Here is a 22,602-nt window from a genome sequence, read left to right as displayed (position 1 = left end):
CATGTCGCGTTCCGTTTGGAAAGGCCCCTTCGTCGACAGCTATGTGCTGAAGAAGGCCGAGAAAACCCGCGAATCCGGACGCAACGAGGTCATCAAGATCTGGTCGCGCCGCTCCACCATCCTGCCGCAGTTCGTCGGCCTCACCTTCGGTGTCTACAACGGCCAGAAGCACATTCCGGTCAACGTGTCCGAAGACATGATCGGCCAGAAGTTCGGCGAATACGCTCCGACCCGGACCTACTACGGTCACGCGGCGGACAAGAAAGCCAAGAGGAAGTAATCCGTCATGGGCAAGGATAAGAATCCCCGCCGCGTGGCGGACAACGAGGCGATGGCCAAGGTGCGCATGCTCCGGACCTCGCCGCAGAAGCTGAACCTGGTTGCGGCGATGATCCGCGGCAAGAAGGTCGAGAAGGCCCTGATGGACCTGACCTTCTCGAAGCGCCGGATCGCCGAGGACGTCAAGAAGTGCCTCCAGTCCGCGATCGCAAACGCCGAGAACAACCATGACCTCGACGTGGACGAGCTGATCGTCGCGGAGGCCTATGTGGGCAAGAACCTGACCATGAAGCGCGGCCGTCCGCGGGCGCGTGGCCGGTACGGGCGCATCACCAAGCCGTTCTCGGAGCTTACCATCAAGGTCCGCCAGGTTGAGGAGCAAGCCTAATGGGTCATAAAGTCAATCCGATCGGCATGCGCCTGCAGGTGAACCGCACCTGGGACAGCCGCTGGTATGCCGACACCAAGGACTACGGCGATCTGCTGCTCGAAGACATCGCGATCCGCGAGTACATCGAGAAAGAGTGCAAGCAGGCCGGTATTTCCAAGGTGATCATCGAGCGGCCGCACAAGAAGTGCCGCGTCACCATCCACACCGCCCGCCCGGGTGTCATCATCGGCAAGAAGGGCGCGGACATCGAGGTGCTTCGCAAGAAGCTCGCCAAGATGACCGACAGCGAGCTGCACCTCAACATCGTCGAGGTTCGCAAGCCGGAACTGGACGCGCAACTGGTGGCCGACAGCATCGCCCAGCAGCTTGAGCGCCGGGTGTCGTTCCGCCGCGCCATGAAGCGGTCGGTTCAGAACTCCATGCGCATGGGCGCCCTCGGCATTCGTGTGAATGTCGCCGGCCGTCTGGGTGGCGCGGAGATCGCGCGGACCGAATGGTACCGCGAGGGCCGGGTGCCGCTGCACACGCTGCGCGCGGACATCGACTATGCAACCGCCGAAGCCGAAACGCCGTACGGCATCATCGGCATCAAGGTCTGGATCTTCAAAGGCGAGATCATGGAGCACGACCCGTCGGCTCGTGATCGTCGCACGCAGGAGCTCCAAGACGGCCCCGCGCCCCGTGGCGCCGGCGGCGGCCGCCGCGACCGCTAAGGAGACAACGAGATGCTGCAACCGAAGCGCACGAAATTCCGCAAACAGCACAAGGGCCGGATTCACGGCGAGGCCAAGGGCGGCTACGATCTCGCCTTCGGTCACTACGGCCTGAAAGCGACCCAGCCCGAGCGCATCACCGCGCGTCAGATCGAGGCCGCACGTCGTGCCATGACGCGTCACATGAAGCGTCAGGGCCGCGTCTGGATCCGGATCTTCCCGGATACGCCGGTCACCTCCAAGCCCACCGAAGTCCGGATGGGTAAAGGTAAGGGCTCGGTCGATTTCTGGGCCGCGAAGATCAAGCCGGGCCGCGTGATGTTCGAGATCGACGGCGTCAGCGAAGCCGTGGCGAAAGAGGCCCTGCGCCTCGCCGCGATGAAGCTGCCGATCAAGACCCGTGTGGTGGTCCGCGAAGACTGGTAAGACCGGTCCCGCGAGGAAATTGAAAAAGCCCCCCGGACTGTCGGGGGGCTTTTTTATTGGCCGCCGTGTCGGCGGACCTCCCGCGCGCCTCTGGACGCATGGTCGGATCGTTGGCATCCTGTGCGGGACGTGAAATGCCCGCGCCAACGCAGGAGGCTCCGCGATGCTCCGTCAGCCGCACGACACCAAGCAGGACGAGAACGAGGCCCGCCTCCGGGTCGTCCGCTACTATTCCGACGTCAATTCCGAGTTAGTGCCCGACGAGGTGCGGGAGGCGCGCATTGCGCGGGTCCGGGAACTCGAGGCCATGTCCGACGAGGAACTCGAGAAGCTCGGACTCCTGCGGGAGGACATCGTCGACCACGTGTTCCAGGAAGCCCATTTCATCTGAGGCGGGCGGAGATCGCCGTCAGAGCCGGTTCATCGGGATCTTCAGGTAGCTGTTACCGTCGCTTTCCGCGTCCGGCGCGCGTCCGGCCCTGAGGTTCATCTGCAAGACGTGCAGCATTCGGTCCGGCAGGCTGAGGGTCTTGTCGCGCGCCTCGCGCAGGTCCACGTAATCGTCTTCGCTGACGCCGCCGCCGATGTGGGCGTTGTGGCGGCGCTGCTCCGCTACGGTGGATTCCCACGCGGGGCCGGGCCGGTCGTCTGTGCCGTAGTCGTGGCCGATGAAGAGGCGTGTGTCGTCGGGCAGCTTCAGGATCTCCTGCAGGGACCGGTACAGGTCGTGCGCCGTGCCGCCGGGGAAATCGCAGCGAGAGGTTCCGACGTCGGGCAGCATGAAGGTGTCGTGCACGAAGGCGGCGTCGTCGCCCACGACATAGGTGATGGAGCCCAGCGTGTGCCCGTCCGACAGCATGACGCGAACCGGCAGGTCGCCGATCCGGAAGGTGTCTCCGTCGGCGAACAGGCGGTCGAAATCCTGCTCCGGCGCGAAGGCATCCGGCATGTTGTAATAGTCCCGCCAGAGCGCGGCGATGTCCGTCACCTTGGCGCCGATGGCGTTCGGGACGCCGAGACGTTCCTTGAGGTAGGACGACGCCATGAGGTGATCGGCGTGGGGGTGGGTGTCGAGAACCCATTCGATCTCGATGCCCTCGGCCTTGGCGAAACGAAGAATGCGGTCCGCGCCCTCGGTATCGGTGGCGGCGTTGGTCGGATCGAAGCCCATGACCACGTCGATCAGGGCTGCCTTCCGGGTTGCCGGATCCATCGCGATGTACTGGATGCTGCCGGTGTCCTCGTCGTAGAAGCCGATGACCTCGGCGGACCCATTTCCGCGCGACGGGCTGGTTCTTGAAAGGCTCACTTTCATTCCTCCGAATATTTGATACTGTCTCGATCCGTCAACCCGCCGCCCGTGGCGCGGTTCCTTCCCTGCGACCGGATGACCGGGGATGCGGAGCGGCGCTCCGTTGTGGGGATTCTTTTTCGCCGAGGGCTTGCTTTGTTGGCCCTCGCAGCGTAAAGGGGCCGCTCATCTTCGAACTCCGCCGGAATCAGGGTGACCCTTTCAGGGGCCTCCCGGCGATGTGGAAAGGAAAAGGCGATGAACGCCAAGGAACTGCGTGATCAGTCTCCGGACCAGCTCCGTGAGAAACTGACCGACCTCAAGAAAGAAGCCTTCAACCTGCGCTTCCAGCAGGCCACCGGCGCGATGGAGAACACGGCGCGCGTGCGTCAGATCCGCCGCGACGTTGCCCGTGTGAAGACCGTGTTGAACGAAAAGGCGGCCGCTGCCGCATCGGAGGCCTGAGCCCATGCCCAAGCGTATCCTGCAAGGCACCGTCACCAGCGACAAGAACGAACAGACCGTCACGGTTCTGGTCGAGCGCCGCTTCAAGCACCCGCTGCTGCACAAGACCGTGCGTCAGTCCAAGAAGTACCGGGCCCACGACCCGAAGAACGAGTTCAAGATTGGCGATCAGGTCCGTATCCAGGAATGTGCGCCGGTCTCGAAAAGCAAGCGCTGGGAGGTGGTTTCGGCCGTCTGAGCCAAGCCACACCTGGTTTGATCGAAACCCTGGGGGGAACAACCAGAACATCCCCCAAAGGTCGGGAGAAACCCCATGATCCAGATGCAGACCAATCTGGATGTCGCTGACAACTCCGGCGCTCGCCGGGTTCAGTGCATCAAGGTCCTCGGCGGATCGAAGCGGAAATACGCTTCTGTGGGCGACATCATCGTGGTGTCGGTCAAGGAAGCGATTCCGCGCGGCCGCGTGAAGAAGGGCGACGTCCGCAAGGCCGTCGTCGTGCGGACCGCCAAGGAAGTGCGTCGCGAGGATGGCACCGCCATTCGCTTCGACCGCAACGCCGCCGTGATCCTCAACAACAACAACGAGCCGATCGGCACCCGTATCTTCGGGCCGGTGGTTCGCGAGCTGCGTGCGAAGAACTTCATGAAGATCATTTCGCTCGCTCCGGAGGTGCTGTGATGGCTGCGAAACTCCGTAAAGGCGACAAGGTCGTCGTCCTGGCCGGCAAGGACAAGGGCAAGACGGGCGAGATCGAGCGCGTCGACCCGAAGGCCGGCAAGGCCATCGTCGGCGGCATCAACATCTCGATCCGCCACCAGCGTCAGAGCCAGGCGAGCCAGGGCGGCCGCATCGCCAAAGCGATGCCGATCGACCTCTCGAACCTCGCCATCGTCGACGCCAACGGCAAGGCGAGCCGCGTCGGCTTCCGTGAGGAAGGCGGCAAGAAGGTCCGCTACGCCAAGACCACGGGAGACGCGATCTGATGCTCGACGCTGCCGATTACACCCCGCGCCTGAAGGCCGAGTACCGCGAGAAGATCCGGGCCGCCCTGAAGGAAGAGTTCTCCTACAAGAACGAGATGCAGATCCCGAAGCTGGAGAAGATCGTTCTGAACATTGGCGCCGGCACCGAGGCCGTGAAGGATTCCAAGAAGGCCAAGTCGGCCGCGGATGACCTCACCGCCATCGCCGGCCAGCAGGCGGTCATCACCAAGGCCAAGAAGTCCATCGCGACCTTCCGTGTCCGCGAAGGGATGCCGCTTGGCGCCAAGGTGACGCTGCGTGGCGACCGGATGTACGAATTCCTGGACCGCCTCGTGAACATCGCGCTGCCCCGCGTCCGCGACTTCCGCGGCGTCTCGGGCAAGTCGTTCGATGGCCGTGGCAACTACGCCATGGGGCTCAAGGAACACATCGTCTTCCCCGAGATCGACTTCGACAAGGTCGACGAGACCTGGGGGATGGACATCGTTATCTGCACCACCGCGCCGACCGACGCGGAAGCCAAAGCGCTGTTGAAGCATTTCAACATGCCGTTCAACAGCTGAGGGGATCCGGAACCTATGGCTAAGAAATCCATGATCGAACGCGAGAAGAAGCGCGAGAAGCTGGTGGCCCAATACGCCGCCAAGCGCGCCGCGCTGAAGGAAATCGCGAATGACGAGGCGCTTCCGATGGAAGAGCGGTTCAAGGCGCGGCTGAAGCTCGCCAAGCTGCCCCGCAATTCCTCGGCCACCCGCCTGCACAACCGCTGCCAGCTGACGGGGCGCCCGCGCGCCTACTACCGCAAGCTGAAAATGTCGCGCATCGCGCTGCGGGATCTCGCCTCCGAAGGCAAGATCCCCGGCATGGTCAAGTCGAGCTGGTAAGGAGGAGATAAGATGAACGATCCTCTCGGCGATATGCTGACCCGCATCCGCAACGCCCAGATGCGCGGCAAGTCCACGGTCCGCACCCCGGCCTCCAAGCTTCGCGCTTGGGTGCTCGACGTGCTGGCCGACGAGGGCTACATCCGCGGCTGGGAAAAGGTCGAGGATGCGCAGCACCCCGAAATCGAAATCAGCCTCAAGTACTTCGACGGCACCCCGGTTATCCGGGAGCTCAAGCGGGTCTCCAAGCCCGGCCGTCGCGTGTACATGAGCGTTAACGACATCCCGTCGGTCCGTCAGGGCCTGGGTGTCTCCATCGTCTCCACGTCCAAGGGCGTGATGTCGGATGCAGCGGCTCGTTCCAACAATGTTGGCGGCGAAGTTCTCTGCACCGTCTTCTAAGGAGGTCTGACCATGTCTCGTATTGGTAAGCAACCGGTCGAGCTGCCGTCGGGCGTTTCCGCGTCCCTCTCCGGCCAGACCATCGAGGTGAAGGGGCCGAAAGGCACCCTGAGCTTTACCGCGACCGACGACGTCAACATCACGGTCGACGGCAACACTGTCAACGTGGACCCGCGCGGCACGTCCAAGCGCGCCCGCCAGCAGTGGGGCATGTCCCGCACCATGGTCGCAAACCTGGTGCAGGGCGTGACGGATGGCTTCAAGAAGGAGCTGGAAATCCAGGGCGTCGGCTACCGGGCTCAGATGCAGGGCAACACCCTGAAGCTGAACCTCGGCCTCAGCCACGACGTGGACTTCGAAGTGCCGCAGGGCGTCACCGTGACCTGCCCGAAGCCGACGCAGATCGTCGTCGAAGGAACCGACTCGCAGCAGGTGGGCCAAGTCGCCGCCAACATCCGCGAATGGCGCAGCCCCGAGCCCTACAAGGGCAAGGGTATCCGCTACGTGGGCGAGTTCATCTTCCGCAAGGAAGGCAAGAAGAAGTAAGGACGAGAGAGATGGCAAACAGCAAACGGGACCTGTTCCTCAAGCGCCGCCTGCGCGTCCGGAACAAGCTTCGCAAGATGAACGCCGGGCGTCCGCGCCTGAGCGTGCATCGCTCCAACAAGAACATCAGCGTTCAGTTGATCGACGATGTGAACGGCGTGACGCTCGCCTCCGCCTCCTCGCTGGAGAAGGATCTGGGCGTTATCGGCAAGAACAACGTGGATGCCGCCAGCAAGGTCGGTGCCGCGATTGCCGAACGCGCAAAGAAGGCCGGGGTCGAGGAGTGCTACTTCGACCGCGGCGGGTTCCTCTTCCACGGCAAGGTGAAGGCTCTGGCCGACGCCGCGCGTGAAGGTGGCCTGAAGTTCTGAAAGTGCGGGCGGCGCTGGCGCCGCCCCGATGATCCGGGGCCGGGACGACCGTGCCGGCCACCAGGATTGAAACAGCCGTGGCGCACTGCGCCCATGAGACAAGGAATGCCGAATGGCAGAACGTGACAACCGCCGGGGCAACCGCCGCGACCGCGACGAGGCCCCTGAATTCGCCGATCGCCTGGTGGCGATCAACCGTGTGTCCAAGACCGTCAAGGGCGGTAAGCGTTTCGGCTTTGCCGCGCTCGTCGTCGTGGGCGACCAGAAGGGCCGTGTCGGCTTCGGCAAGGGCAAGGCGAAGGAGGTCCCCGAGGCCATTCGCAAGGCCACCGAGCAGGCCAAGCGCCAGATGATCCGCGTGCCGCTGCGCGAGGGCCGGACGCTGCACCACGACGTGCAGGGCCGCCACGGTGCGGGCCGCGTCGTCATGCGCACCGCCCCGCAAGGTACCGGTATCATCGCTGGTGGTCCGATGCGTGCGGTCTTCGAGATGCTGGGCGTTCACGACGTGGTCGCCAAGTCGATCGGGACGCAGAACCCCTACAACATGATCCGTGCCACGCTGGACGGCCTGAAGCAGGAATCCAGCCCCCGCATGGTCGCGCAGCGCCGTGGCAAGAAGGTTGCCGACATCCTGCCGAAGCGGGACGAAGCGCCTGCCGAGAGCACCCAGACGGCCGAAGACGCCGCTCCGGCCGAAGCGTAAGGAGACGGACACATGGCCAAGACCATCGTCGTGAAGCAGATCGGCTCGCCGATCCGCCGCCCCGCCATCCAGCGCCAGACGCTGATCGGGCTGGGCCTGAACAAGATGCACAAGACCCGCGAGCTGGAAGACACCCCGGCTGTCCGCGGCATGGTTGCGAAGATCCCGCACCTCGTCGAGATCGTCGAAGAGCGCGGCTGAGCAACGCTGCTCGAACCGTTTCATGGCGCCTCCGAGCAATCGGGGGCGCTTTGTCGTTCTGGGGTGCGGACGTTTTTGACCCTCAATCGTGTCGCATCCGCGGACATTAGTACGCAGCGATCGGCGCGGTAGACGTTAACCATACTTAATGAAGATATGGATGGCTTTCATGAAAACCGGCTGGATTGTCCTGGCGCTCGTTTTGAGCGCCTCCGGCACCGTGGCGGGATCGCCGATACCCCTCCTTGAGACCGCTCGCCCGGAGATCGCCCATGGTGGCGGATGCCGGAAGTCCTCACCACCGGGACAGTGCTGCCACATGCAGACGAGCACAGGGAAGGTGCACTGCCACTAAGGCGAGAGACGGTATCGGTGGCAATGGTGTCCCCCATTGTTCCCCGGCGTCTGTTCTGCCATTGGGATGGAAACCCTGTTCTTTGGAAGTCCCGACGTGCCCGACCTGAACGTCTCCAACCTGCTGCGGGAGTTCATCACGCTGTTCGTGGTGATCGACCCCATTGGCACTCTGCCGGTGTTCTATTTCGCAACGCAGTTCGTCCCGGATCGCCTGCATTGGCGGTTCGCTGTCCGGGCGGTGTCGGTGGCGACCGTGGTGCTCATGCTGTTCCTCGTCGGGGGGCAGTTCCTGCTGGAGGCGATCGGGCTGCGGCTGGGCTCGTTCCAGATCGCGGGGGGGATCGTTCTGTTCCTCTTCGCGCTCAGCATGATTTTCGGCGAGGCGAAGCCGTCGCGGGAGATCGAGGAGGCCGAGCGGGACCACCTTGCGGGGGCGATCTTTCCGCTGGCGATGCCGTCCATCGCCTCGCCGGGGGCGATGCTGGCCATCGTGATCCTCACGGACAACCACAGCAACTCCGTGTCCGATCAGATTGTTACGGCGATGGTTCTGCTCGTCGTTCTCGGCTTCACTCTGCTTCTGCTGCTGATGGCCGGCCGGCTGCGGCGCGTGATGGGCAACGTCGGGGCGAATGTCATCAGCCGCGTCATGGGATTGATCCTGGCCTCGGTGGCGGTCGACGCGGTGCTGTCAGGGGCGGAGACCGTGGGGCTGATCGCGATCCCGGAGGAGGGCTCGCTTCTGCAGGGCGCGGATGTGATGGAGGCGGCGCCCGATAAGCCTTGATGGACGCGCGCGCATCGCCTAAGAGGCGCTGCATGGCTCTTCGGGGCCGACTCAACCATCAAGAAACGCCGTGTTCGGCCGCTCCCGTCGCTGGGGGCCGCATCCGGCAAGGAGAAGCGACATGAAACTGAACAACCTCAGCCCCGCCGAGGGCTCCTCCCCCAAGAAGAAGCGCATCGCGCGTGGCCCCGGCTCCGGCAAGGGCAAGACCGCCGGGCGCGGTATCAAGGGCCAGAAGTCCCGCTCGGGCGTGGCGATCAACGGCTACGAAGGCGGCCAGATGCCGCTCTACATGCGCCTGCCGAAGCGCGGCTTCAACAAGCCGAACCGCAAGGCCTGGGCGGTGGTGAACCTGGGCATCCTCCAGAAGTTCATCGACGCCGGCAAGATCGACGCCGGTCAGCCGATCACCGAGGATGTGCTGGTTCAAAGCGGCCTCGTGCGCCGCAAACTCGACGGCGTGCGCGTTCTTGCCAAGGGCGAATTTGGCGCGAAGGTCGACCTCGAAGTCTCCGGTGCCTCCAAGTCCGCCGTCGAGGCGGTTGAGAAGGCCGGCGGCTCGCTGAAGGTCACGTCTCCGGCAGCCACCGAGGCCGCGGCCGAATAAGAGGTTGTGGGGGGCGGCAATGCCCCTTACTTAAACCCCAAGTTTTCCAGCGCCGCCGACCGGAGAACGGTTCGGCGGCGCATTGCCAAGAGAGACCGCGAATGGCATCTGCAGCAGAGCAAATGGCGGCCAACATGAGCTGGGCCGCCCTGGGCAAGGCCACCGAGCTCCGCCAGCGCATCTTTTTCACCGTGGGCCTGCTGATCGTCTATCGCCTGGGCACCTACATTCCCGTGCCCGGGATCGACGGTCAGGCGCTGCGCGATTTCATGGATCAGGCGGCGGCCGGCATCGGCGGCATCCTGACCATGTTCACCGGCGGCGCCCTCGGCCGGATGGGCATCTTTGCCCTCGGCATCATGCCCTACATCTCCGCCTCGATCATCATCCAGCTCATGGCCTCCATGGTGCCGGCGCTGGAGCAATTGAAGAAAGAGGGGGAGCAGGGGCGCAAGAAGATCAACCAGTACACGCGCTACGGCACGGTGTTGCTGGCGACCTTCCAGGCCTATGGCCTCGCGGTGAGCCTGGAGGCGGGCAATCTGGCCCACGATCCGGGCTGGTTCTTCCGCGCGGCGGTGGTCATCACGCTGGTGGGCGGGACGATGTTCCTGATGTGGCTGGGCGAGCAGATCACCGCCCGGGGCGTCGGCAACGGCATCTCGCTCATCATTTTCGTCGGCATCGTGGCCGAGATCCCGGCGGCGTTGGCGCGCTTCCTGGCTTCCGGCCGGTCCGGTGCCGTCAGCCCGGCGGTCATCATCGGGGTTCTGGTGGCGATGCTTCTGATCGTGTCCTTCGTGGTCTTCATGGAGCGGGCACTGCGGAAGATCCACATCCAGTACCCGCGCCGGCAGGTCGGCATGAAGGTGTATGACGGCGGGTCGAGCCACCTGCCGATCAAGGTGAACCCGGCCGGCGTGATCCCCGCGATCTTTGCCTCGTCGCTGCTGCTGCTGCCGACGACGATCGCCACGTTCTCCGGCGGCAATACAGGGCCGGTGATGTCGACGATCCTCGCCTACTTCGGGCCGGGGCAACCCCTTTACCTGCTGTTCTTCGCGTCGATGATCGTGTTCTTCACGTACTTCTACACGGAGAACGTCGCCTTCAAGACGGACGAAGTGGCTGACAACCTGAAGAACCAGAACGGGTTCGTGCCGGGCATCCGGCCGGGGGCGCGGACGGCGGAATATCTGGACTACGTGGTGCGCCGCATCCTCGTGCTCGGGTCTGCCTACCTTGCAGCGGTCTGTCTGTTCCCGGAGGTTTTGCGCAACCAGTTCGCCATTCCCTTCTACTTCGGCGGGACGTCGGTGCTGATCGTGGTGTCGGTCACGATGGACACGATCCAGCAGATCCAGTCGCACCTGCTGGCGCACCAGTACGAAGGGCTGATTGAACGCTCGCAGCTTCGAGGCAAGAAACGCACGCGCAAGGCGCCCGCACGGCGCTGACCCGTCTGAAACTCAACCGATGCACGGGCGCCCAGTCGGGCGCCCGTTTTCGTTTTGATCCGTCCCGCGATTACCGAGTGTTAACCTATTTGCGCTTGTCTCCGGGACCGTAGGGCCAGTGGACGCGGAGCGGCGCATGTCGAAGATCTGGGATCGCATATCGGGTGTGGCGACCGGACGGTCGGGATCGGCACGTGTGGAAACCCCGTTGCGCTACCCGCCGCCTGCGCGAAGTGGGACTGCCGGAGGCTTTTCGGAGGCCGCGTTGCAGGGTCTGGAAGACCTTGAGGCGCGTTTGCCCCCGCCGGGGGCGGAGACGCGTCCGGCCAGCGAACCGCGCTACCGCGAGACGGCGCGGTTAAAGGGCGATGCGGCGGCGGGCGGCGGGTTGGTGCCGGGGGACGACGGTCAACTCCGGCCGCATTACTGGGGCCACCGCGAACGGCTGCGCCAACGGTTCCTCGCGGGTGGGCACGCGGCGATGCCGGAATACGAGCTGCTTGAGATGCTGCTCTTCAACGCGATCCCGCGCGTCGACACGAAGCCGTTGGCCAAGCGACTATTGGCGGCCTTCGGCGACCTGAACGGCGTGATTGCCGCGCCCGAAGCACGACTGTTGGAGGTGGAGGGGGCGACCGACAAGGTCTACTACCAACTTCGGCTGGCAGAGGCGTTTGCCCACCGGATGGCGCGGGCGAAGGTGTTGCAGCGTCACGTTCTGTCCTCTTGGGACGCGCTGATGGACTATTGCAAGACCGTCATGGCGCACCGGGATACGGAGCAGTTCCGGGCGCTCTACCTCGACCGCAAGAACAACCTGATTGCCGACGAGGCGCAGGGGGAGGGCACGGTGGACCACGTGCCGGTCTATCCGCGGGAGATCGTGAAGCGGGCGCTGGCGCTGAACGCGAGCGCGCTGATCCTGGTGCACAACCATCCCTCGGGCGATCCGTCGCCCTCCAACGAGGATATCGTCATGACGGACCGGATCGCGGACGCCTGCCGCGCCGTCGGCATCACAATTCACGACCACGTTGTCATCGGCAAGGAGCAGGATGCGTCCTTCCGCCAACTGGGGTATCTGGCCTGACCGGACGCCGTGCGACGGGGCGCCGAAGTGGCAAGACGCGGGGCGGCGCGAACCTGCGCGGACGGCCAGCCCGCGCATTGACGGCGGTTCCAAATTCCGTAATGATCGGTCTTCCTGAAGGACCGGGTCGGGGGCCGTTTTGAAAACCCTTGACAGACCGGAGCCGGGGGTCTTGACGGCCTGCCGGTTTACCTTTAGTTGACACCCTCTCAATCGAGAATCGCCGTCGTCTCCCGTGCATGCGCAGCTTGGGGCGGTCGGCGGCAAACCTGGCCCGGTGGCGTTCGAGCTGTCGGGCCTCTGTTGTGAAAAAAGGTTCTGGAATTACGGAACCGCAACCATGAAGGAAGACGTTTCTTGGCACGTATCGCTGGGGTCAACATCCCGACCGCAAAGCGCGTTCCCGTCGCGCTGACCTACATCACCGGCATCGGGCACAGCTCGGCCGAAGCCATCTGCGACGCCGTCGGCATCGACAGCGCCCGCCGCGTCAATGAGCTCAGCGACGCCGAAGTGCTGGCGATCCGCGAGCACATTGACGCCAACTACACCGTCGAAGGCGACCTGCGCCGCGAGACGCAGATGAACATCAAGCGCCTGATGGACCTCGGCTGCTACCGTGGCCTGCGTCATCGCCGCAACCTGCCCGTGCGCGGTCAGCGCACCCACACCAACGCCCGCACCCGCAAGGGCCCGGCGAAGCCGATCGCCGGCAAGAAGAAATAAGGGGAGGCAAGGTCAATGGCTCGTGACAGACGTCCCGCAAAGCGCAAGGTTTCCAAGAACATCGCCGCTGGCGTTGCGCATGTGAACTCTTCGTTCAACAACACCAAGATCCTGATCTCCGACGTGCAGGGCAATGCGATCTCCTGGTCGTCCGCCGGCACGATGGGTTTCAAGGGCTCCCGCAAATCGACCCCCTATGCCGCACAGATGGCCGCCGAAGACGCTGGCCGCAAGGCGCAGGAACACGGCGTGAAGACGCTTGAGGTCGAGGTTCAGGGGCCCGGTTCGGGGCGGGAAAGCGCACTGCGCGCCCTCGCCGCTGTGGGCTTCAACATCACGTCGATTCGCGACGTGACGCCGATTGCGCACAACGGCTGCCGTCCTCCGAAGCGCCGCCGCGTCTGAGGAACAGGTCTTTTATTCCGGATCGCGCCGCACAGGGCGCGGTCCGTGCTGGCATTTTGATCCTCGGGCGTTCGTTTCCTCGGACATGGGACGCGAACAGGTATGGAGGCGACATACATGATCCACAAGAACTGGCAGGAACTCATCAAGCCCACCCAGCTGGAGGTCAAGCCCGGCGCAGATGCAAGCCGTAAGGCCACGGTCGTGGCCGAACCTCTGGAGCGTGGCTTCGGCCTGACGCTGGGCAACGCCCTGCGCCGGGTGCTGCTGTCCTCGCTGCAGGGCGCTGCCATCACCAGCGTTCAGATCGACAACGTGCTGCACGAGTTCTCGAGCGTGGCCGGCGTCCGTGAGGACGTGACGGACATCGTGCTGAACCTCAAGGGCGTGGCGATCCGGATGGATGTCGACGGGCCGAAGCGCCTGTCGGTCTCGGCCAAGGGTCCGGGCGCGGTGACGGCTGCGGACATCGCGGAAACGGCCGGCATCGAGATCCTGAACAAGGACCACATCATCTGTCACCTCGACGACGGCGCGGACCTTTACATGGAGCTGACCGTGAACGTCGGGAAGGGCTATGTGGCGGCGGACAAGAACCGTCCCGAGGATGCGCCCATCGGCCTGATCCCGATCGACGCCATCTACTCGCCGGTCAAGAAGGTCTCCTACGACGTTCAGCCGACCCGCGAGGGCCAGGTGCTCGACTATGACAAGCTGACGATGAAGATCGAGACGGACGGGTCGGTCACGCCGGACGACGCCGTGGCCTTTGCCGCGCGCATCCTGCAGGATCAGCTCAGCATCTTCGTCAACTTCGAGGAGCCGGAAGCCGCCGGCCGCCAGGAGGAGGACGACGGGCTGGAGTTCAACCCGCTGCTTCTGAAGAAGGTGGACGAGCTGGAACTGTCGGTCCGGTCGGCCAACTGCCTGAAGAACGACAATATCGTCTACATCGGGGATTTGATCCAGAAGACCGAAGCCGAGATGCTGCGCACCCCGAACTTCGGCCGCAAATCGCTGAACGAGATCAAGGAAGTGCTCTCTGGCATGGGCCTGCACCTCGGCATGGACGTCGAGGAATGGCCGCCGGAGAACATCGAGGACCTGGCCAAGAAGTTCGAGGACCAGTTCTGAGACTTGGGGGTGGGACGCGCCACGACGCGTGTCCCACCCGCCCACCCACACGCATCGTGGCGCGTGGGCCGGGCAAACGAGCGGGCATCCTGCCCCAAGGAGAGCCGGTGACACGCATCGCCGGCCAGACAAAGCAAAATCGCCCGTAGAGGGCAAACCGGAGATAGACACATGCGTCACGCCCGCGGATACCGCCGCCTGAACCGAACCCACGAGCACCGCAAGGCGCTCTTCGCCAACATGGCCGGCTCTCTGATCGAGCACGAGCAGATCAAGACCACGCTGCCCAAGGCCAAGGAACTCAAGCCGGTGGTCGAGAAGCTGATCACCCTCGGCAAGCGCGGCGACCTTCACGCCCGCCGTCTGGCCGCCTCCCGCTTGAAGCAGGACAAGCACGTGGCCAAGCTGTTTGAGGTTCTCGGGCCGCGGTACGCCGAGCGTCCGGGTGGCTGCGTCCGCGTTCTGAAGGCCGGCTTCCGCTACGGCGACATGGCACCCATGGCGATCATCGAACTGGTCGACCGCGATGTGGATGCGAAGGGCGCAGAGGACCGCGCCCGAGAGGGCGCCGCCGAGGCGTGACGCCTCGCGGATCTCTCAAAGGATACGAAGCCCCCGCTTGCCGGGGGCTTTTGCTTATCGTGTCGGAGGATTCGGACCGACCCCGATGGGGAGCCGATCCCACACTGCCCGATTTTAACACATTCACTGTTGATCGGGCTCCGCGCTCATGCTGAAAATTTTGGCGGAATAGCAGGTCTGCGATGATGCTCGAACGCGCGACAATCGACAGGGAACTCAAGGCGCTGCAGGCGTTGTCTCCGGCCGGGTATTTCGTCGGGCTTCACATCCGCTTCACTGCACCCCTACTGACCTACCAGACATACAATGCCGCCTGGATCGAGCATTACACCGCCAATGCCTATGCGATGCGCGACCCGATGACGGCGTGGGGCTTTTCCACCGAGGGTGCCGCGCGCTGGAGCGAGATCCAGATTCCGGACCCGTTCGGCATCATGGGGGAGGCGGCGGATTTCGGGCTGAAGTACGGGGTGCAGATCGCTGTCGGTCCAATCTCGTCGCGGACCATCGCAGGCTCAGCGCGGGCGGACAGGGAATTCGAAGATGAGGAGATCTCGGCCATCGCCGATATCGTGCGTCGTCTGCACGCGTTGGCCGAACCGCCGGAAAAGCTGACGACGGCGCAGGTGGAGGCGCTCCGCCTGATCGGTGCGGGCGATCGCCATGCCGCTGCGGCGGCGAAGCTCGGGATTTCCGAAAGCGCGCTCAAGGCCCGGCTGACGTCGGCGCGGCAACGGCTCATGGCCCGCACCACGGCCGAGGCGATCCAGCGCGCCAAGGATGCGCGCCTGCTCTGAGCCGGCATCTTTCGCTCGGCAAGGGCCGGCCCTAGGGTAGCCGCATGTCCGACCTATTCGACTCGCCCGGCGCCACCCAGGAGCCTCCTGCGTCCAGACCGCTGGCAGACCGCTTGCGCCCGGCGAAGCTGTCCGAGGTCATCGGGCAGGATCATCTGCTCGGCCCCGACGGCCCGCTGGGAACGATGCTTTCGGCTGGCCAGTTGTCGTCGCTCGTTCTGTGGGGGCCGCCTGGCGTGGGCAAGACGACCATCGCCCGGCTCCTGGCGGACGAGACGGACCTGCATTTCGTTCAGATCAGCGCCATCTTCACCGGCGTGCCCGATCTGAGGAAGGTGTTCGAGGCGGCGCGGCTGCGGCGGCGAAACGGGCAGGGGACGCTGCTGTTCGTCGACGAGATCCACCGGTTCAACAAGGCGCAGCAGGACGGCTTCCTGCCGCATATGGAGGACGGCACCATCGTTCTGGTGGGGGCGACCACGGAGAACCCGTCCTTCGAACTCAACGCCGCGCTTCTCAGCCGGGCGCAGGTGCTGGTGCTCAACCGGCTCGACGGGGCGGCGCTGGAGGCCTTGCTGGCGCGGGCGGAGGCGGAACTGGGCCTGAGCCTGCCGCTGACCGAGGACGCCCGCGCGGCGCTGCTGGCGATGGCCGATGGGGATGGGCGTGCGCTGCTGAACCTTGTGGAGCAGATCGCCGCCTGGGGCGCCCGGACGCCGATCGACACCGATGTGCTTCGGACCCGGCTGACGCAGCGTGCCGCGCAGTACGACAAGTCCGGCGAGGCGCATTACAACCTGATCTCGGCGCTGCACAAATCGGTGCGCGGCTCGGACCCGGATGCCGCGCTCTACTGGCTGTCCCGGATGTTGAAGGGCGGGGAGGACCCGCGGTTCCTGGCCCGGCGGATCACCCGGATGGCGGTGGAGGACATCGGGCTGGCCGATCCGCAGGCGCAGGGGATCTGCCTGGAAGCGTGGCAGGTTTACGAACGGCTGGGCAGCCCCGAGGGGGAATTGGCGCTCGCGCAGGCGGTGGTTTATCTGGCGCTCGCGCCGAAATCCAATGCGGGCTACGCGGGGTTCAAGGCGGCGATGGCGGCGGCGGCGCGCACCGGCTCCGAGCCGCCGCCGAAGCATATTCTGAACGCGCCGACCTCCATGATGAAGGATCAGGGCTATGGCGCGGGCTACCAGTACGACCACGACGCCGAGGATGGGTTTTCCGGGCAGAATTACTTTCCCGACGGGATGAAGCGCGGGCTTTATTATTTTCCCGTCGAACGCGGCTTCGAGCGGGAACTGAAGCGGCGGCTGGACTACTTCGTCAAGCTGCGTGCGCGGCGCGAGGGAGAGGGCAAATAGGAATTCGCGCGTTGGGCAGGGCGGCGACCCCGGAACGGCCGCAGCCGCCGGGGCGCTTGACAATCCGGCGTGGCCGCTCGACACCGGCGCCATGATCTTCACCGTTCTTCAGGTCGCCCTTGGCGGGGCGATCGGCGCCTCCTGCCGCTACCTCACCAACGTCGCAATGAAGGCGCTCTTTGGCATTGGCTTCCCTTGGGGAACGCTGACGGTGAACATCGTCGGCTCCTTCCTCATGGGCGCGCTGGTGGTGGTTCTGGAGCGCAAGGGCGGCAACCATCTGACTCCCTTGCTGATGACGGGGCTTCTGGGCGGGTTCACGACGTTCTCGGCCTTTTCGCTCGATACGATCTTCCTGATGGAAGAGGGCCGGGCGGAGATCGCGTTGATTTACATTGCCGCCTCCGTGCTGATCTCGTTGGCGGCGCTGGTGATCGGGCTTGCCTTTGCCCGCGGGGTGGTGCCGCTGCCATGAGCCGGGTTCAACAGATCGAGATCGGCCAAGAGGACGCCGGACAGAGGCTGGACCGATGGTTCCGCAACCGGTTCCCGCATGTGGCGCAGGGGCGGATCGAGAAGATGTGTCGCAAGGGCGAGTTGCGCGTCGACGGCGCGCGGGTCAAGGCCTCCACCCGCATTGAGGCCGGGCAGGTGGTGCGGGTTCCGCCACTGCCGGACCCGGGGACGGAGGCGGACCGGACGGAGCGGCCGACGGTGTCCGAGGCCGACGCCAAGATGATGCGCGATGCGGTGATTTACAAAGACGACCATATCATCGCGATCGACAAGCCTGCCGGGTTGCCGTCCCAGGGTGGCAGCAAGCAGACGCGCCACGTGGACGGGCTGGCCGAGGCCCTGAAATTCGGTCTGGAGGAGAAGCCGCGGCTGGTGCACCGGCTCGACAAGGACACCTCGGGCGTTCTGTTGCTGGCGCGGACCCGCAACGTGGCCGCCGCGTTGCAGGAGGCGTTCCGGGCGCGCGACACGCGCAAGATTTACTGGGCCGCCGTCGCGGGGGTGCCGCAGCCGCAGATGGGAACGATCCGCTTCGGGCTGGTGAAGGCGTCCGGCCATGGCGCGGGCGGCGAGGGGGAGAAGATGCGCTGCATCCACCCGCGCGAGGTGGAGACGACCCCGGGCGCGAAGCGCGCCACGACGGACTATGCGGTGCTGTCGGGGCTGGGCGGGCGCGTGAGCTGGGTGGCGCTGGTGCCGGTCACGGGCCGCACCCACCAGTTGCGCGCCCACATGGCCGAGATCGGGCATCCGATCATTGGCGACGGCAAATACGGCGGCTCGGGGCAGGAGAACCTGGGGGACGGCTGGGGCGCGGGGCTGGGCGGGGCGCTGTCGCGCAAGCTGCACCTGCACGCGCGCTCGCTGAGCCTGACCCACCCGGTGACGGGCAAGCGGCTGACGTTGACCGCGCCGCTGCCGGAGCACATGGCCCGCACGTGGGAGATGCTGGACTGGCGCGCGGCGGACGTACCGTCGGACCCGTTCGAGGAGGTCGAATGACCGCCGGTGCCCCCTTGCGCCTGGTCGTCTTCGACGTAGACGGCACGCTCGTGGACAGTCAGGCTCACATCCTCGCGGCCATGGCGCAGGCGTACGGCGCCCTCGGGCTCGCCGCGCCGCCACGGGAGGACGTGCTGAGCATCGTCGGGCTGTCGCTTCCGGTGGCGCTGGCGCGTCTGTCGCCGGACCTTGGCCCCGCAGATCGCGATGCACTTTCGGTTGCCTACAAAGAGAGTTTCGCCTCGATTCGCCTGTCCGGCGCGCCGGAGGTGATGTCGCCGCTCTTCCCCGGCATCCGCGCCGTCATTGACGGGCTGCTCGGGCGCGACGATCTGCTCGTTGGGCTGGCAACCGGCAAGTCGCGGCGCGGGCTCGATCACCTACTGGAGGCCCACGGCCTGACCGGCGCCTTCGTGACGGAGCAGGTGGCGGACTTCCACCCCTCCAAGCCGCATCCGTCCATGGTCCTGACCGCGCTGGAGGAGGCGGGCGTAGAGGCGGGGGATGCGGTGATGATCGGCGATACGACATTCGACATGGAGATGGGCCGGGCGGCCGGGGTGGCGACGCTCGGCGTCGCCTGGGGCTACCATCCGGCGGACGCCCTGACAGGGGCAGGGGCCAATGCGGTGGTGGATGCCGTCGAAGATCTGCCGGCGGCGATTGCGCGGATCTGGGAGAGCTGAATGGCGGACTGGAAGGCAAAACGCTTCTGGGAAAGCGCGAGCGTGACCGGGGATGCGGCGGAGGGCTGGGGCGTCGCGCTCGACGGCCGGCCGGTGCGGACGCCCGCGAAGGTGCCGCTGGCGGTTCCCTCCCGCGCGCTCGCAGAGCGGATCGCGGCGGAATGGGACGCACAGGACGGCGAGATCGACCCGCTCTCGATGCCCTTCACACGCTCCGCGAATGCCGCCATCGACAAGGTTGCCCCGCAGTTCGCCGCCGTGGCTGCGATGATCGCGGACTACGGCGAGACTGACCTGTGCTGCTACCGGGCGGCGGAGCCGGACCAGCTCTGCCGGCAACAGGCCGATGCGTGGGACCCCATGCTGGAGTGGGCGCGTGCGGCGTTCGGCGCGCGGCTTGTTCCCACCGTCGGTGTCGTCCCGGTCTCCCAGCCTGAAGAAAGCCTAGAGCGGCTTCGGGAACGCGTGGCCTCGCTGGATGCCTTCGCGCTGACGGCGCTGCACGACCTGGTGAGTCTCTCTGGTTCCCTGTTGCTGGGCCTTGCGGTGCTCGAAGGGCACCTGCCGGCGGAAGAAGCGTGGCGGCGCTCTCGAATTGACGAAACGTACCAGCAGAGCCAATGGGGCGTCGACGAACTGGCCGCAGCGGCGGCTGCCGTGAAGCGGGAGGAATTCCTGCACGCCATTCGTTTCCATGACTTATCTCGCGCGGATGCCTGATTCCTGACAGTGCGGGGGAATGGGTGCCTAAAATTTCGCCCATGCCCTCCGGCGCCCTTGCAGCACGTGGTCGCGTGCCGACGCACGGGGACGCGCCCTTGACCTTTATTTAGTAATTTGCCCAATGTCGTTGCGTTGAGAGGGCCAGACCCTTTCAAACGAAATCACCTCGGGTCTCAAGGCCCGGGTCAAAAAGGACCACCACTCGCTCACGGGTGGGACCATCAGGAAGAGGTACATATGAAACAGACCGTACTCGTTGGGGCTTTGGCTCTGGCCGGACTGTCCGCTGGCGTTGCGGGAGCCGCGACCCTGGACGACGTCAAAGCGCGCGGAAAGCTGAACTGCGGCGTCACCACCGGACTGACCGGATTTGCGAACCCCAATGCGAATGGCGAGTGGGAAGGCTTCGACGTGGCCGTCTGCCGCGCCGTCGCAGCCGCAATTCTGGGTGATCCGACCGCAATCGAGTTTGTCCCGACCACCGGCAAGACCCGCTTCACCGCGCTGGCGTCCGGCGAGATCGACATGCTCGCCCGAAACACCACGTGGACCTTCACCCGCGACGTCGACCTGAAGTTCGAATTCGTCGGCGTGAACTATTACGATGGCCAGGGCTTCATGGTTCCGAAGGAACTGGGCGTGTCCTCGGCCAAGGAACTCGATGGCGCCACCGTCTGCATCCAGACGGGCACCACGACCGAGCTGAACCTCGCGGACTTCTTCCGCGCCAACAACATGGAATACGAGCCCGTTCCGGTGGAAACCGACAACGAGGCGCAGCAGCAGTACCTCGCGGGTGCCTGTGATGCCTACACCACGGACGCGTCCGGTCTTGCCGCCGTCCGCGCCACGTTCGAGGCGCCCGGCGATCATATCCTGTTGCCGGAAATCATCTCGAAAGAGCCGCTGGGGCCGCTCGTGCGCCATGGCGACAACGAGTGGGGCGACATCGTCCGCTGGACGCTGAACGCGCTGATCGCGGCCGAGGAATACGGAATCACCTCCGCCAACGTCGACGAACTGGCGCAGGGCACCGAGAGCCCCGAGATCAACCGCATCCTCGGCACCGAGGGCTCGCTGGGTGAAATGCTCGGTCTCAATGCCGATTGGGCCAAGAACGCCATCAAGGCGGGCGGCAACTATGGCGAGCTGTTCGAGAAGAACATCGGCGAAGCCACCCCGATCGGTCTGGCGCGCGGGCTGAACGCGCAGTGGACCAACGGCGGCCTGCTCTACGCACCGCCCTTCCGCTAAGGATCAAATCAGGGGCGCGGCACAGGCCGCGCCCCTTTCCGTATCTTCCCAAGAACGAAAACATCCGGGCGCGGTCGCGGGACGTTATTCTTGCATCCCCAGGACGCCAGGAGCGACGTAGGGAACACTGCCATGAGCATAACGACCGCCCCGCCGAAGGAGTCGTTCCGGCTCGGCATGCTGGTCTACGATACCCGTTACCGCTCGATCACCATCCAGATCGTCGCGCTGATCGGGTTCCTGATCCTGGCCGGCTGGCTGGTGAACAACACCCTTCACAATCTCGCGGTCCTCGGGAAACCCATCGACTTCTCGTTTCTTAAGGACTCCGCCGGGTATGACATCAACCAGCGGCTGATCGATTACAACTCCCAGTCGAGCCATTGGCGCGCGACCGTGGTAGGGCTGATCAACACGCTCCTCGTGGCCTTTCTCGGCTGCATCACCGCGACGATCATCGGTATCATCGTCGGCGTGCTGCGGCTGTCCAACAACTGGCTCGTGGCGCGGCTGATGACGGTCTACGTCGAAACCTTCCGCAACGTGCCGGTGCTGCTGTGGATCGTCTTCACCATGGCGATCCTCATCGAGACCCTGCCCGCCCCCCGCGATTTCCGCGGCGACGATTCGGAGGCCAGCATGGTCCTGTTCGATTCCGTTGCGCTGACCAACCGGGGGTTCTACGTGCCGGAGCCGATGTTCTCCCGTGGACTGGGAGACCTGCCGATTTTGGCGGACCGGTCCAGTCCTGCCTGCGCGGTGCCGGAAGGGGGCGGACCGGTGAGCGACTCCTGCGGGCTGTTCCAGGTGAGCCTCGACCTGCTGCTGATCCTCGCGGTGCTGGGGGCCGGGTTCTACGTTTCGAGCCTGATCCGCAAGCGGGCCGACCGTATTCAGAACCAGACCGGCGACAGGCCCACCACGTGGTATCTTCGGCTGGGCGTGGTGGTCATTCCCACGGTGGCGGTGCTGGTGCTGCTGGGCTTTCACCTTGGGCGACCCGAGCTGAAAGGGTTCAACTTCCAGGGCGGCATCTACCTGCGCAACTCCCTCATCGCGCTGTGGCTGGCCCTGTCGCTCTATACGGCAGCCTTCATCGCAGAGATTGTCCGCGCTGGCATCCTTGCCATCTCCAAGGGGCAGAGCGAGGCCGCGGCGGCACTCGGGCTCCGGTCGAACCGGATCATGAGCCTGGTGATCCTGCCGCAGGCGCTCCGGGTCATCATCCCGCCGCTGATCTCGCAGTACCTGAACCTCACGAAGAACTCTTCGCTGGCCATCGCCGTCGGATACATGGACCTGACCGGCACCCTGATGGGCATCACGCTCAACCAGACCGGGCGGGAGCTGGAGACGGTGTTGATGGGGATGCTCGTCTACCTGTCGATCAGCCTCTGCATCTCGGCGGTGATGAACCTTTACAACCAGCGCGTGAAACTGGTGGAGCGGTAAG

At 65.0% G+C, this 22,602-nt stretch carries 33 protein-coding genes; 32 read left to right on the top strand and 1 reads right to left on the bottom strand.

The window, feature by feature from the left end; translation table 11 throughout:
* Nucleotide 1: 1 nt before the first annotated feature.
* The 5 genes from rpsS to BM075_RS19960 all read left to right on the top strand — a co-directional run bounded on the left by rpsS (nucleotide 2) and on the right by BM075_RS19960 (nucleotide 2,200).
* On the top strand, nucleotides 2-280 hold the full coding sequence (gene rpsS / locus BM075_RS19980) for a 30S ribosomal protein S19 (RefSeq protein WP_035261069.1): 279 nt from the start codon (nucleotides 2-4) through the stop codon (nucleotides 278-280).
* 6 nt (nucleotides 281-286) lie between these two features.
* On the top strand, nucleotides 287-667 hold the full coding sequence (rplV, locus tag BM075_RS19975) for a 50S ribosomal protein L22 (protein ID WP_093362467.1): 381 nt from the start codon (nucleotides 287-289) through the stop codon (nucleotides 665-667).
* Nucleotides 667-1,383 carry a 30S ribosomal protein S3 gene (gene rpsC / locus BM075_RS19970; RefSeq protein WP_093362466.1) on the top strand — a complete coding sequence of 239 codons (717 nt, stop codon included), beginning with the start codon at nucleotides 667-669 and terminating at the stop codon, nucleotides 1,381-1,383. The genes rplV and rpsC overlap by 1 nt, the downstream gene beginning before the upstream one ends.
* Before the next feature lie 12 nt (nucleotides 1,384-1,395).
* Nucleotides 1,396-1,809, top strand: a complete 414-nt coding sequence (gene rplP, locus BM075_RS19965; protein WP_093362465.1) for a 50S ribosomal protein L16 — start codon at nucleotides 1,396-1,398, stop codon at nucleotides 1,807-1,809.
* A gap of 163 nt (nucleotides 1,810-1,972) precedes the next feature.
* Nucleotides 1,973-2,200: a hypothetical protein gene (locus tag BM075_RS19960; RefSeq protein WP_093362464.1), complete on the top strand. Its 228-nt coding sequence runs from the start codon at nucleotides 1,973-1,975 to the stop codon at nucleotides 2,198-2,200.
* Between the two features lie 18 nt (nucleotides 2,201-2,218).
* Here the strand turns inward: BM075_RS19960 and BM075_RS19955 are convergent, their stop codons facing one another.
* A complete protein-coding gene (locus tag BM075_RS19955; protein ID WP_177208424.1) occupies nucleotides 2,219-3,124 on the bottom strand; it encodes an MBL fold metallo-hydrolase in 906 nt (301 codons plus the stop codon).
* 234 nt (nucleotides 3,125-3,358) lie between these two features.
* Here BM075_RS19955 and rpmC point away from each other — a divergent pair, with 234 nt between their 5' ends.
* From rpmC to BM075_RS19815, 27 genes are all read left to right on the top strand, one after another.
* Nucleotides 3,359-3,565 carry a 50S ribosomal protein L29 gene (gene rpmC, locus BM075_RS19950; RefSeq protein ID WP_093362463.1) on the top strand — a complete coding sequence of 69 codons (207 nt, stop codon included), beginning with the start codon at nucleotides 3,359-3,361 and terminating at the stop codon, nucleotides 3,563-3,565.
* A gap of 4 nt (nucleotides 3,566-3,569) precedes the next feature.
* Nucleotides 3,570-3,803, top strand: coding sequence for a 30S ribosomal protein S17 (gene rpsQ / locus BM075_RS19945; RefSeq protein ID WP_093362462.1), 234 nt, complete (start codon nucleotides 3,570-3,572; stop codon nucleotides 3,801-3,803).
* 75 nt (nucleotides 3,804-3,878) lie between these two features.
* Nucleotides 3,879-4,247, top strand: a complete 369-nt coding sequence (gene rplN / locus BM075_RS19940) for a 50S ribosomal protein L14 (RefSeq protein ID WP_011567679.1) — start codon at nucleotides 3,879-3,881, stop codon at nucleotides 4,245-4,247.
* Nucleotides 4,247-4,552, top strand: a complete 306-nt coding sequence (rplX, locus tag BM075_RS19935; RefSeq protein WP_093362461.1) for a 50S ribosomal protein L24 — start codon at nucleotides 4,247-4,249, stop codon at nucleotides 4,550-4,552. The genes rplN and rplX overlap by 1 nt, the downstream gene beginning before the upstream one ends.
* The gene (gene rplE / locus BM075_RS19930) at nucleotides 4,552-5,115 is read left to right on the top strand and encodes a 50S ribosomal protein L5 (RefSeq protein ID WP_093362460.1); all 564 of its coding nucleotides are present in this window, start codon (nucleotides 4,552-4,554) and stop codon (nucleotides 5,113-5,115) included. Before rplX ends, rplE begins: the two co-directional genes overlap by 1 nt.
* Nucleotides 5,116-5,130: 15 nt before the next feature.
* A complete protein-coding gene (rpsN, locus tag BM075_RS19925; RefSeq protein WP_093362459.1) occupies nucleotides 5,131-5,436 on the top strand; it encodes a 30S ribosomal protein S14 in 306 nt (101 codons plus the stop codon).
* Nucleotides 5,437-5,448: 12 nt separating this feature from the next.
* Nucleotides 5,449-5,838, top strand: coding sequence for a 30S ribosomal protein S8 (gene rpsH / locus BM075_RS19920; RefSeq protein WP_093362458.1), 390 nt, complete (start codon nucleotides 5,449-5,451; stop codon nucleotides 5,836-5,838).
* A 12-nt stretch (nucleotides 5,839-5,850) separates the two neighbouring features.
* Entirely contained in the window at nucleotides 5,851-6,384 is a 534-nt protein-coding gene (gene rplF, locus BM075_RS19915) for a 50S ribosomal protein L6 (RefSeq protein WP_093362457.1), read from the top strand.
* Between the two features lie 11 nt (nucleotides 6,385-6,395).
* Complete coding sequence (rplR, locus tag BM075_RS19910) at nucleotides 6,396-6,755, top strand: 50S ribosomal protein L18 (protein WP_093362456.1); 360 nt, start codon at nucleotides 6,396-6,398, stop codon at nucleotides 6,753-6,755.
* A gap of 112 nt (nucleotides 6,756-6,867) precedes the next feature.
* Nucleotides 6,868-7,461: a 30S ribosomal protein S5 gene (rpsE, locus tag BM075_RS19905; RefSeq protein WP_093362455.1), complete on the top strand. Its 594-nt coding sequence runs from the start codon at nucleotides 6,868-6,870 to the stop codon at nucleotides 7,459-7,461.
* Nucleotides 7,462-7,473: 12 nt separating this feature from the next.
* Nucleotides 7,474-7,662, top strand: a complete 189-nt coding sequence (gene rpmD, locus BM075_RS19900) for a 50S ribosomal protein L30 (RefSeq protein WP_089233448.1) — start codon at nucleotides 7,474-7,476, stop codon at nucleotides 7,660-7,662.
* A gap of 451 nt (nucleotides 7,663-8,113) precedes the next feature.
* Nucleotides 8,114-8,806, top strand: a complete 693-nt coding sequence (locus BM075_RS19890; protein ID WP_245758923.1) for a MarC family protein — start codon at nucleotides 8,114-8,116, stop codon at nucleotides 8,804-8,806.
* Between the two features lie 121 nt (nucleotides 8,807-8,927).
* Complete coding sequence (gene rplO, locus BM075_RS19885; protein ID WP_093362452.1) at nucleotides 8,928-9,413, top strand: 50S ribosomal protein L15; 486 nt, start codon at nucleotides 8,928-8,930, stop codon at nucleotides 9,411-9,413.
* Nucleotides 9,414-9,514: 101 nt separating this feature from the next.
* Entirely contained in the window at nucleotides 9,515-10,870 is a 1,356-nt protein-coding gene (gene secY, locus BM075_RS19880) for a preprotein translocase subunit SecY (protein ID WP_093362451.1), read from the top strand.
* Nucleotides 10,871-11,006: 136 nt separating this feature from the next.
* The gene (radC, locus tag BM075_RS19875; RefSeq protein ID WP_093362450.1) at nucleotides 11,007-11,960 is read left to right on the top strand and encodes a RadC family protein; all 954 of its coding nucleotides are present in this window, start codon (nucleotides 11,007-11,009) and stop codon (nucleotides 11,958-11,960) included.
* Nucleotides 11,961-12,317: 357 nt separating this feature from the next.
* On the top strand, nucleotides 12,318-12,686 hold the full coding sequence (rpsM, locus tag BM075_RS19870) for a 30S ribosomal protein S13 (protein WP_093362449.1): 369 nt from the start codon (nucleotides 12,318-12,320) through the stop codon (nucleotides 12,684-12,686).
* A gap of 15 nt (nucleotides 12,687-12,701) precedes the next feature.
* Nucleotides 12,702-13,091 carry a 30S ribosomal protein S11 gene (gene rpsK / locus BM075_RS19865; RefSeq protein ID WP_093362448.1) on the top strand — a complete coding sequence of 130 codons (390 nt, stop codon included), beginning with the start codon at nucleotides 12,702-12,704 and terminating at the stop codon, nucleotides 13,089-13,091.
* Nucleotides 13,092-13,208: 117 nt separating this feature from the next.
* Complete coding sequence (locus BM075_RS19860; RefSeq protein WP_093362482.1) at nucleotides 13,209-14,225, top strand: DNA-directed RNA polymerase subunit alpha; 1,017 nt, start codon at nucleotides 13,209-13,211, stop codon at nucleotides 14,223-14,225.
* Between the two features lie 171 nt (nucleotides 14,226-14,396).
* Complete coding sequence (gene rplQ, locus BM075_RS19855; RefSeq protein ID WP_093362447.1) at nucleotides 14,397-14,807, top strand: 50S ribosomal protein L17; 411 nt, start codon at nucleotides 14,397-14,399, stop codon at nucleotides 14,805-14,807.
* Nucleotides 14,808-14,992: 185 nt separating this feature from the next.
* A complete protein-coding gene (locus tag BM075_RS19850; protein ID WP_093362481.1) occupies nucleotides 14,993-15,604 on the top strand; it encodes an autoinducer binding domain-containing protein in 612 nt (203 codons plus the stop codon).
* Nucleotides 15,605-15,648: 44 nt separating this feature from the next.
* A complete protein-coding gene (locus tag BM075_RS19845; RefSeq protein WP_093362446.1) occupies nucleotides 15,649-16,968 on the top strand; it encodes a replication-associated recombination protein A in 1,320 nt (439 codons plus the stop codon).
* A 91-nt stretch (nucleotides 16,969-17,059) separates the two neighbouring features.
* Nucleotides 17,060-17,443: a fluoride efflux transporter CrcB gene (gene crcB, locus BM075_RS19840; RefSeq protein ID WP_093362445.1), complete on the top strand. Its 384-nt coding sequence runs from the start codon at nucleotides 17,060-17,062 to the stop codon at nucleotides 17,441-17,443.
* The gene (locus BM075_RS19835) at nucleotides 17,440-18,486 is read left to right on the top strand and encodes an RluA family pseudouridine synthase (RefSeq protein WP_093362444.1); all 1,047 of its coding nucleotides are present in this window, start codon (nucleotides 17,440-17,442) and stop codon (nucleotides 18,484-18,486) included. Before crcB ends, BM075_RS19835 begins: the two co-directional genes overlap by 4 nt.
* Nucleotides 18,483-19,172 carry an HAD-IA family hydrolase gene (locus BM075_RS19830; protein WP_093362443.1) on the top strand — a complete coding sequence of 230 codons (690 nt, stop codon included), beginning with the start codon at nucleotides 18,483-18,485 and terminating at the stop codon, nucleotides 19,170-19,172. The genes BM075_RS19835 and BM075_RS19830 overlap by 4 nt, the downstream gene beginning before the upstream one ends.
* Complete coding sequence (locus tag BM075_RS19825; RefSeq protein WP_093362442.1) at nucleotides 19,173-19,892, top strand: ATP12 family chaperone protein; 720 nt, start codon at nucleotides 19,173-19,175, stop codon at nucleotides 19,890-19,892.
* A 240-nt stretch (nucleotides 19,893-20,132) separates the two neighbouring features.
* Nucleotides 20,133-21,149: an amino acid ABC transporter substrate-binding protein gene (locus BM075_RS19820; protein ID WP_093362441.1), complete on the top strand. Its 1,017-nt coding sequence runs from the start codon at nucleotides 20,133-20,135 to the stop codon at nucleotides 21,147-21,149.
* A gap of 132 nt (nucleotides 21,150-21,281) precedes the next feature.
* A complete protein-coding gene (locus BM075_RS19815; protein WP_093362440.1) occupies nucleotides 21,282-22,601 on the top strand; it encodes an amino acid ABC transporter permease in 1,320 nt (439 codons plus the stop codon).
* The last annotated feature ends 1 nt before the right edge of the window (nucleotide 22,602 follow it).

This window comes from Tropicimonas isoalkanivorans, from assembly GCF_900112335.1.
GTDB classification, from domain to species: Bacteria; Pseudomonadota; Alphaproteobacteria; order Rhodobacterales; family Rhodobacteraceae; genus Tropicimonas; species Tropicimonas isoalkanivorans.
Note: the sequence above shows the minus strand (reverse complement) of the source record. Positions and strands in the feature narration are given on the sequence as shown.

Excerpts from the sequence above, each read along its gene's own strand:
- BM075_RS19860 (WP_093362482.1), top strand. The coding sequence starts at position 13,209 with ATGATCCACAAGAACTGGCAGGAACTCATCAAGCCCACCCAGCTGGAG.
- secY (WP_093362451.1), top strand. The coding sequence starts at position 9,515 with ATGGCATCTGCAGCAGAGCAAATGGCGGCCAACATGAGCTGGGCCGCC.
- rpsS (WP_035261069.1), top strand. The coding sequence starts at position 2 with ATGTCGCGTTCCGTTTGGAAAGGCCCCTTCGTCGACAGCTATGTGCTG.
- rplP (WP_093362465.1), top strand. The coding sequence starts at position 1,396 with ATGCTGCAACCGAAGCGCACGAAATTCCGCAAACAGCACAAGGGCCGG.
- rplN (WP_011567679.1), top strand. The coding sequence starts at position 3,879 with ATGATCCAGATGCAGACCAATCTGGATGTCGCTGACAACTCCGGCGCT.
- rpsC (WP_093362466.1), top strand. The coding sequence starts at position 667 with ATGGGTCATAAAGTCAATCCGATCGGCATGCGCCTGCAGGTGAACCGC.
- BM075_RS19835 (WP_093362444.1), top strand. The coding sequence starts at position 17,440 with ATGAGCCGGGTTCAACAGATCGAGATCGGCCAAGAGGACGCCGGACAG.
- rpsN (WP_093362459.1), top strand. The coding sequence starts at position 5,131 with ATGGCTAAGAAATCCATGATCGAACGCGAGAAGAAGCGCGAGAAGCTG.
- rplV (WP_093362467.1), top strand. The coding sequence starts at position 287 with ATGGGCAAGGATAAGAATCCCCGCCGCGTGGCGGACAACGAGGCGATG.
- BM075_RS19830 (WP_093362443.1), top strand. The coding sequence starts at position 18,483 with ATGACCGCCGGTGCCCCCTTGCGCCTGGTCGTCTTCGACGTAGACGGC.
- rplX (WP_093362461.1), top strand. The coding sequence starts at position 4,247 with ATGGCTGCGAAACTCCGTAAAGGCGACAAGGTCGTCGTCCTGGCCGGC.
- BM075_RS19845 (WP_093362446.1), top strand. The coding sequence starts at position 15,649 with ATGTCCGACCTATTCGACTCGCCCGGCGCCACCCAGGAGCCTCCTGCG.
- rplO (WP_093362452.1), top strand. The coding sequence starts at position 8,928 with ATGAAACTGAACAACCTCAGCCCCGCCGAGGGCTCCTCCCCCAAGAAG.
- crcB (WP_093362445.1), top strand. The coding sequence starts at position 17,060 with ATGATCTTCACCGTTCTTCAGGTCGCCCTTGGCGGGGCGATCGGCGCC.
- rplF (WP_093362457.1), top strand. The coding sequence starts at position 5,851 with ATGTCTCGTATTGGTAAGCAACCGGTCGAGCTGCCGTCGGGCGTTTCC.
- rpmD (WP_089233448.1), top strand. The coding sequence starts at position 7,474 with ATGGCCAAGACCATCGTCGTGAAGCAGATCGGCTCGCCGATCCGCCGC.
- BM075_RS19955 (WP_177208424.1), bottom strand. The coding sequence starts at position 3,124 with ATGAAAGTGAGCCTTTCAAGAACCAGCCCGTCGCGCGGAAATGGGTCC.
- rplQ (WP_093362447.1), top strand. The coding sequence starts at position 14,397 with ATGCGTCACGCCCGCGGATACCGCCGCCTGAACCGAACCCACGAGCAC.
- BM075_RS19960 (WP_093362464.1), top strand. The coding sequence starts at position 1,973 with ATGCTCCGTCAGCCGCACGACACCAAGCAGGACGAGAACGAGGCCCGC.
- BM075_RS19820 (WP_093362441.1), top strand. The coding sequence starts at position 20,133 with ATGAAACAGACCGTACTCGTTGGGGCTTTGGCTCTGGCCGGACTGTCC.
- rpsQ (WP_093362462.1), top strand. The coding sequence starts at position 3,570 with ATGCCCAAGCGTATCCTGCAAGGCACCGTCACCAGCGACAAGAACGAA.
- BM075_RS19815 (WP_093362440.1), top strand. The coding sequence starts at position 21,282 with ATGAGCATAACGACCGCCCCGCCGAAGGAGTCGTTCCGGCTCGGCATG.
- radC (WP_093362450.1), top strand. The coding sequence starts at position 11,007 with ATGTCGAAGATCTGGGATCGCATATCGGGTGTGGCGACCGGACGGTCG.
- BM075_RS19825 (WP_093362442.1), top strand. The coding sequence starts at position 19,173 with ATGGCGGACTGGAAGGCAAAACGCTTCTGGGAAAGCGCGAGCGTGACC.
- rpsH (WP_093362458.1), top strand. The coding sequence starts at position 5,449 with ATGAACGATCCTCTCGGCGATATGCTGACCCGCATCCGCAACGCCCAG.
- rpsK (WP_093362448.1), top strand. The coding sequence starts at position 12,702 with ATGGCTCGTGACAGACGTCCCGCAAAGCGCAAGGTTTCCAAGAACATC.
- rpsE (WP_093362455.1), top strand. The coding sequence starts at position 6,868 with ATGGCAGAACGTGACAACCGCCGGGGCAACCGCCGCGACCGCGACGAG.
- BM075_RS19850 (WP_093362481.1), top strand. The coding sequence starts at position 14,993 with ATGCTCGAACGCGCGACAATCGACAGGGAACTCAAGGCGCTGCAGGCG.
- rplE (WP_093362460.1), top strand. The coding sequence starts at position 4,552 with ATGCTCGACGCTGCCGATTACACCCCGCGCCTGAAGGCCGAGTACCGC.
- rpmC (WP_093362463.1), top strand. The coding sequence starts at position 3,359 with ATGAACGCCAAGGAACTGCGTGATCAGTCTCCGGACCAGCTCCGTGAG.
- rplR (WP_093362456.1), top strand. The coding sequence starts at position 6,396 with ATGGCAAACAGCAAACGGGACCTGTTCCTCAAGCGCCGCCTGCGCGTC.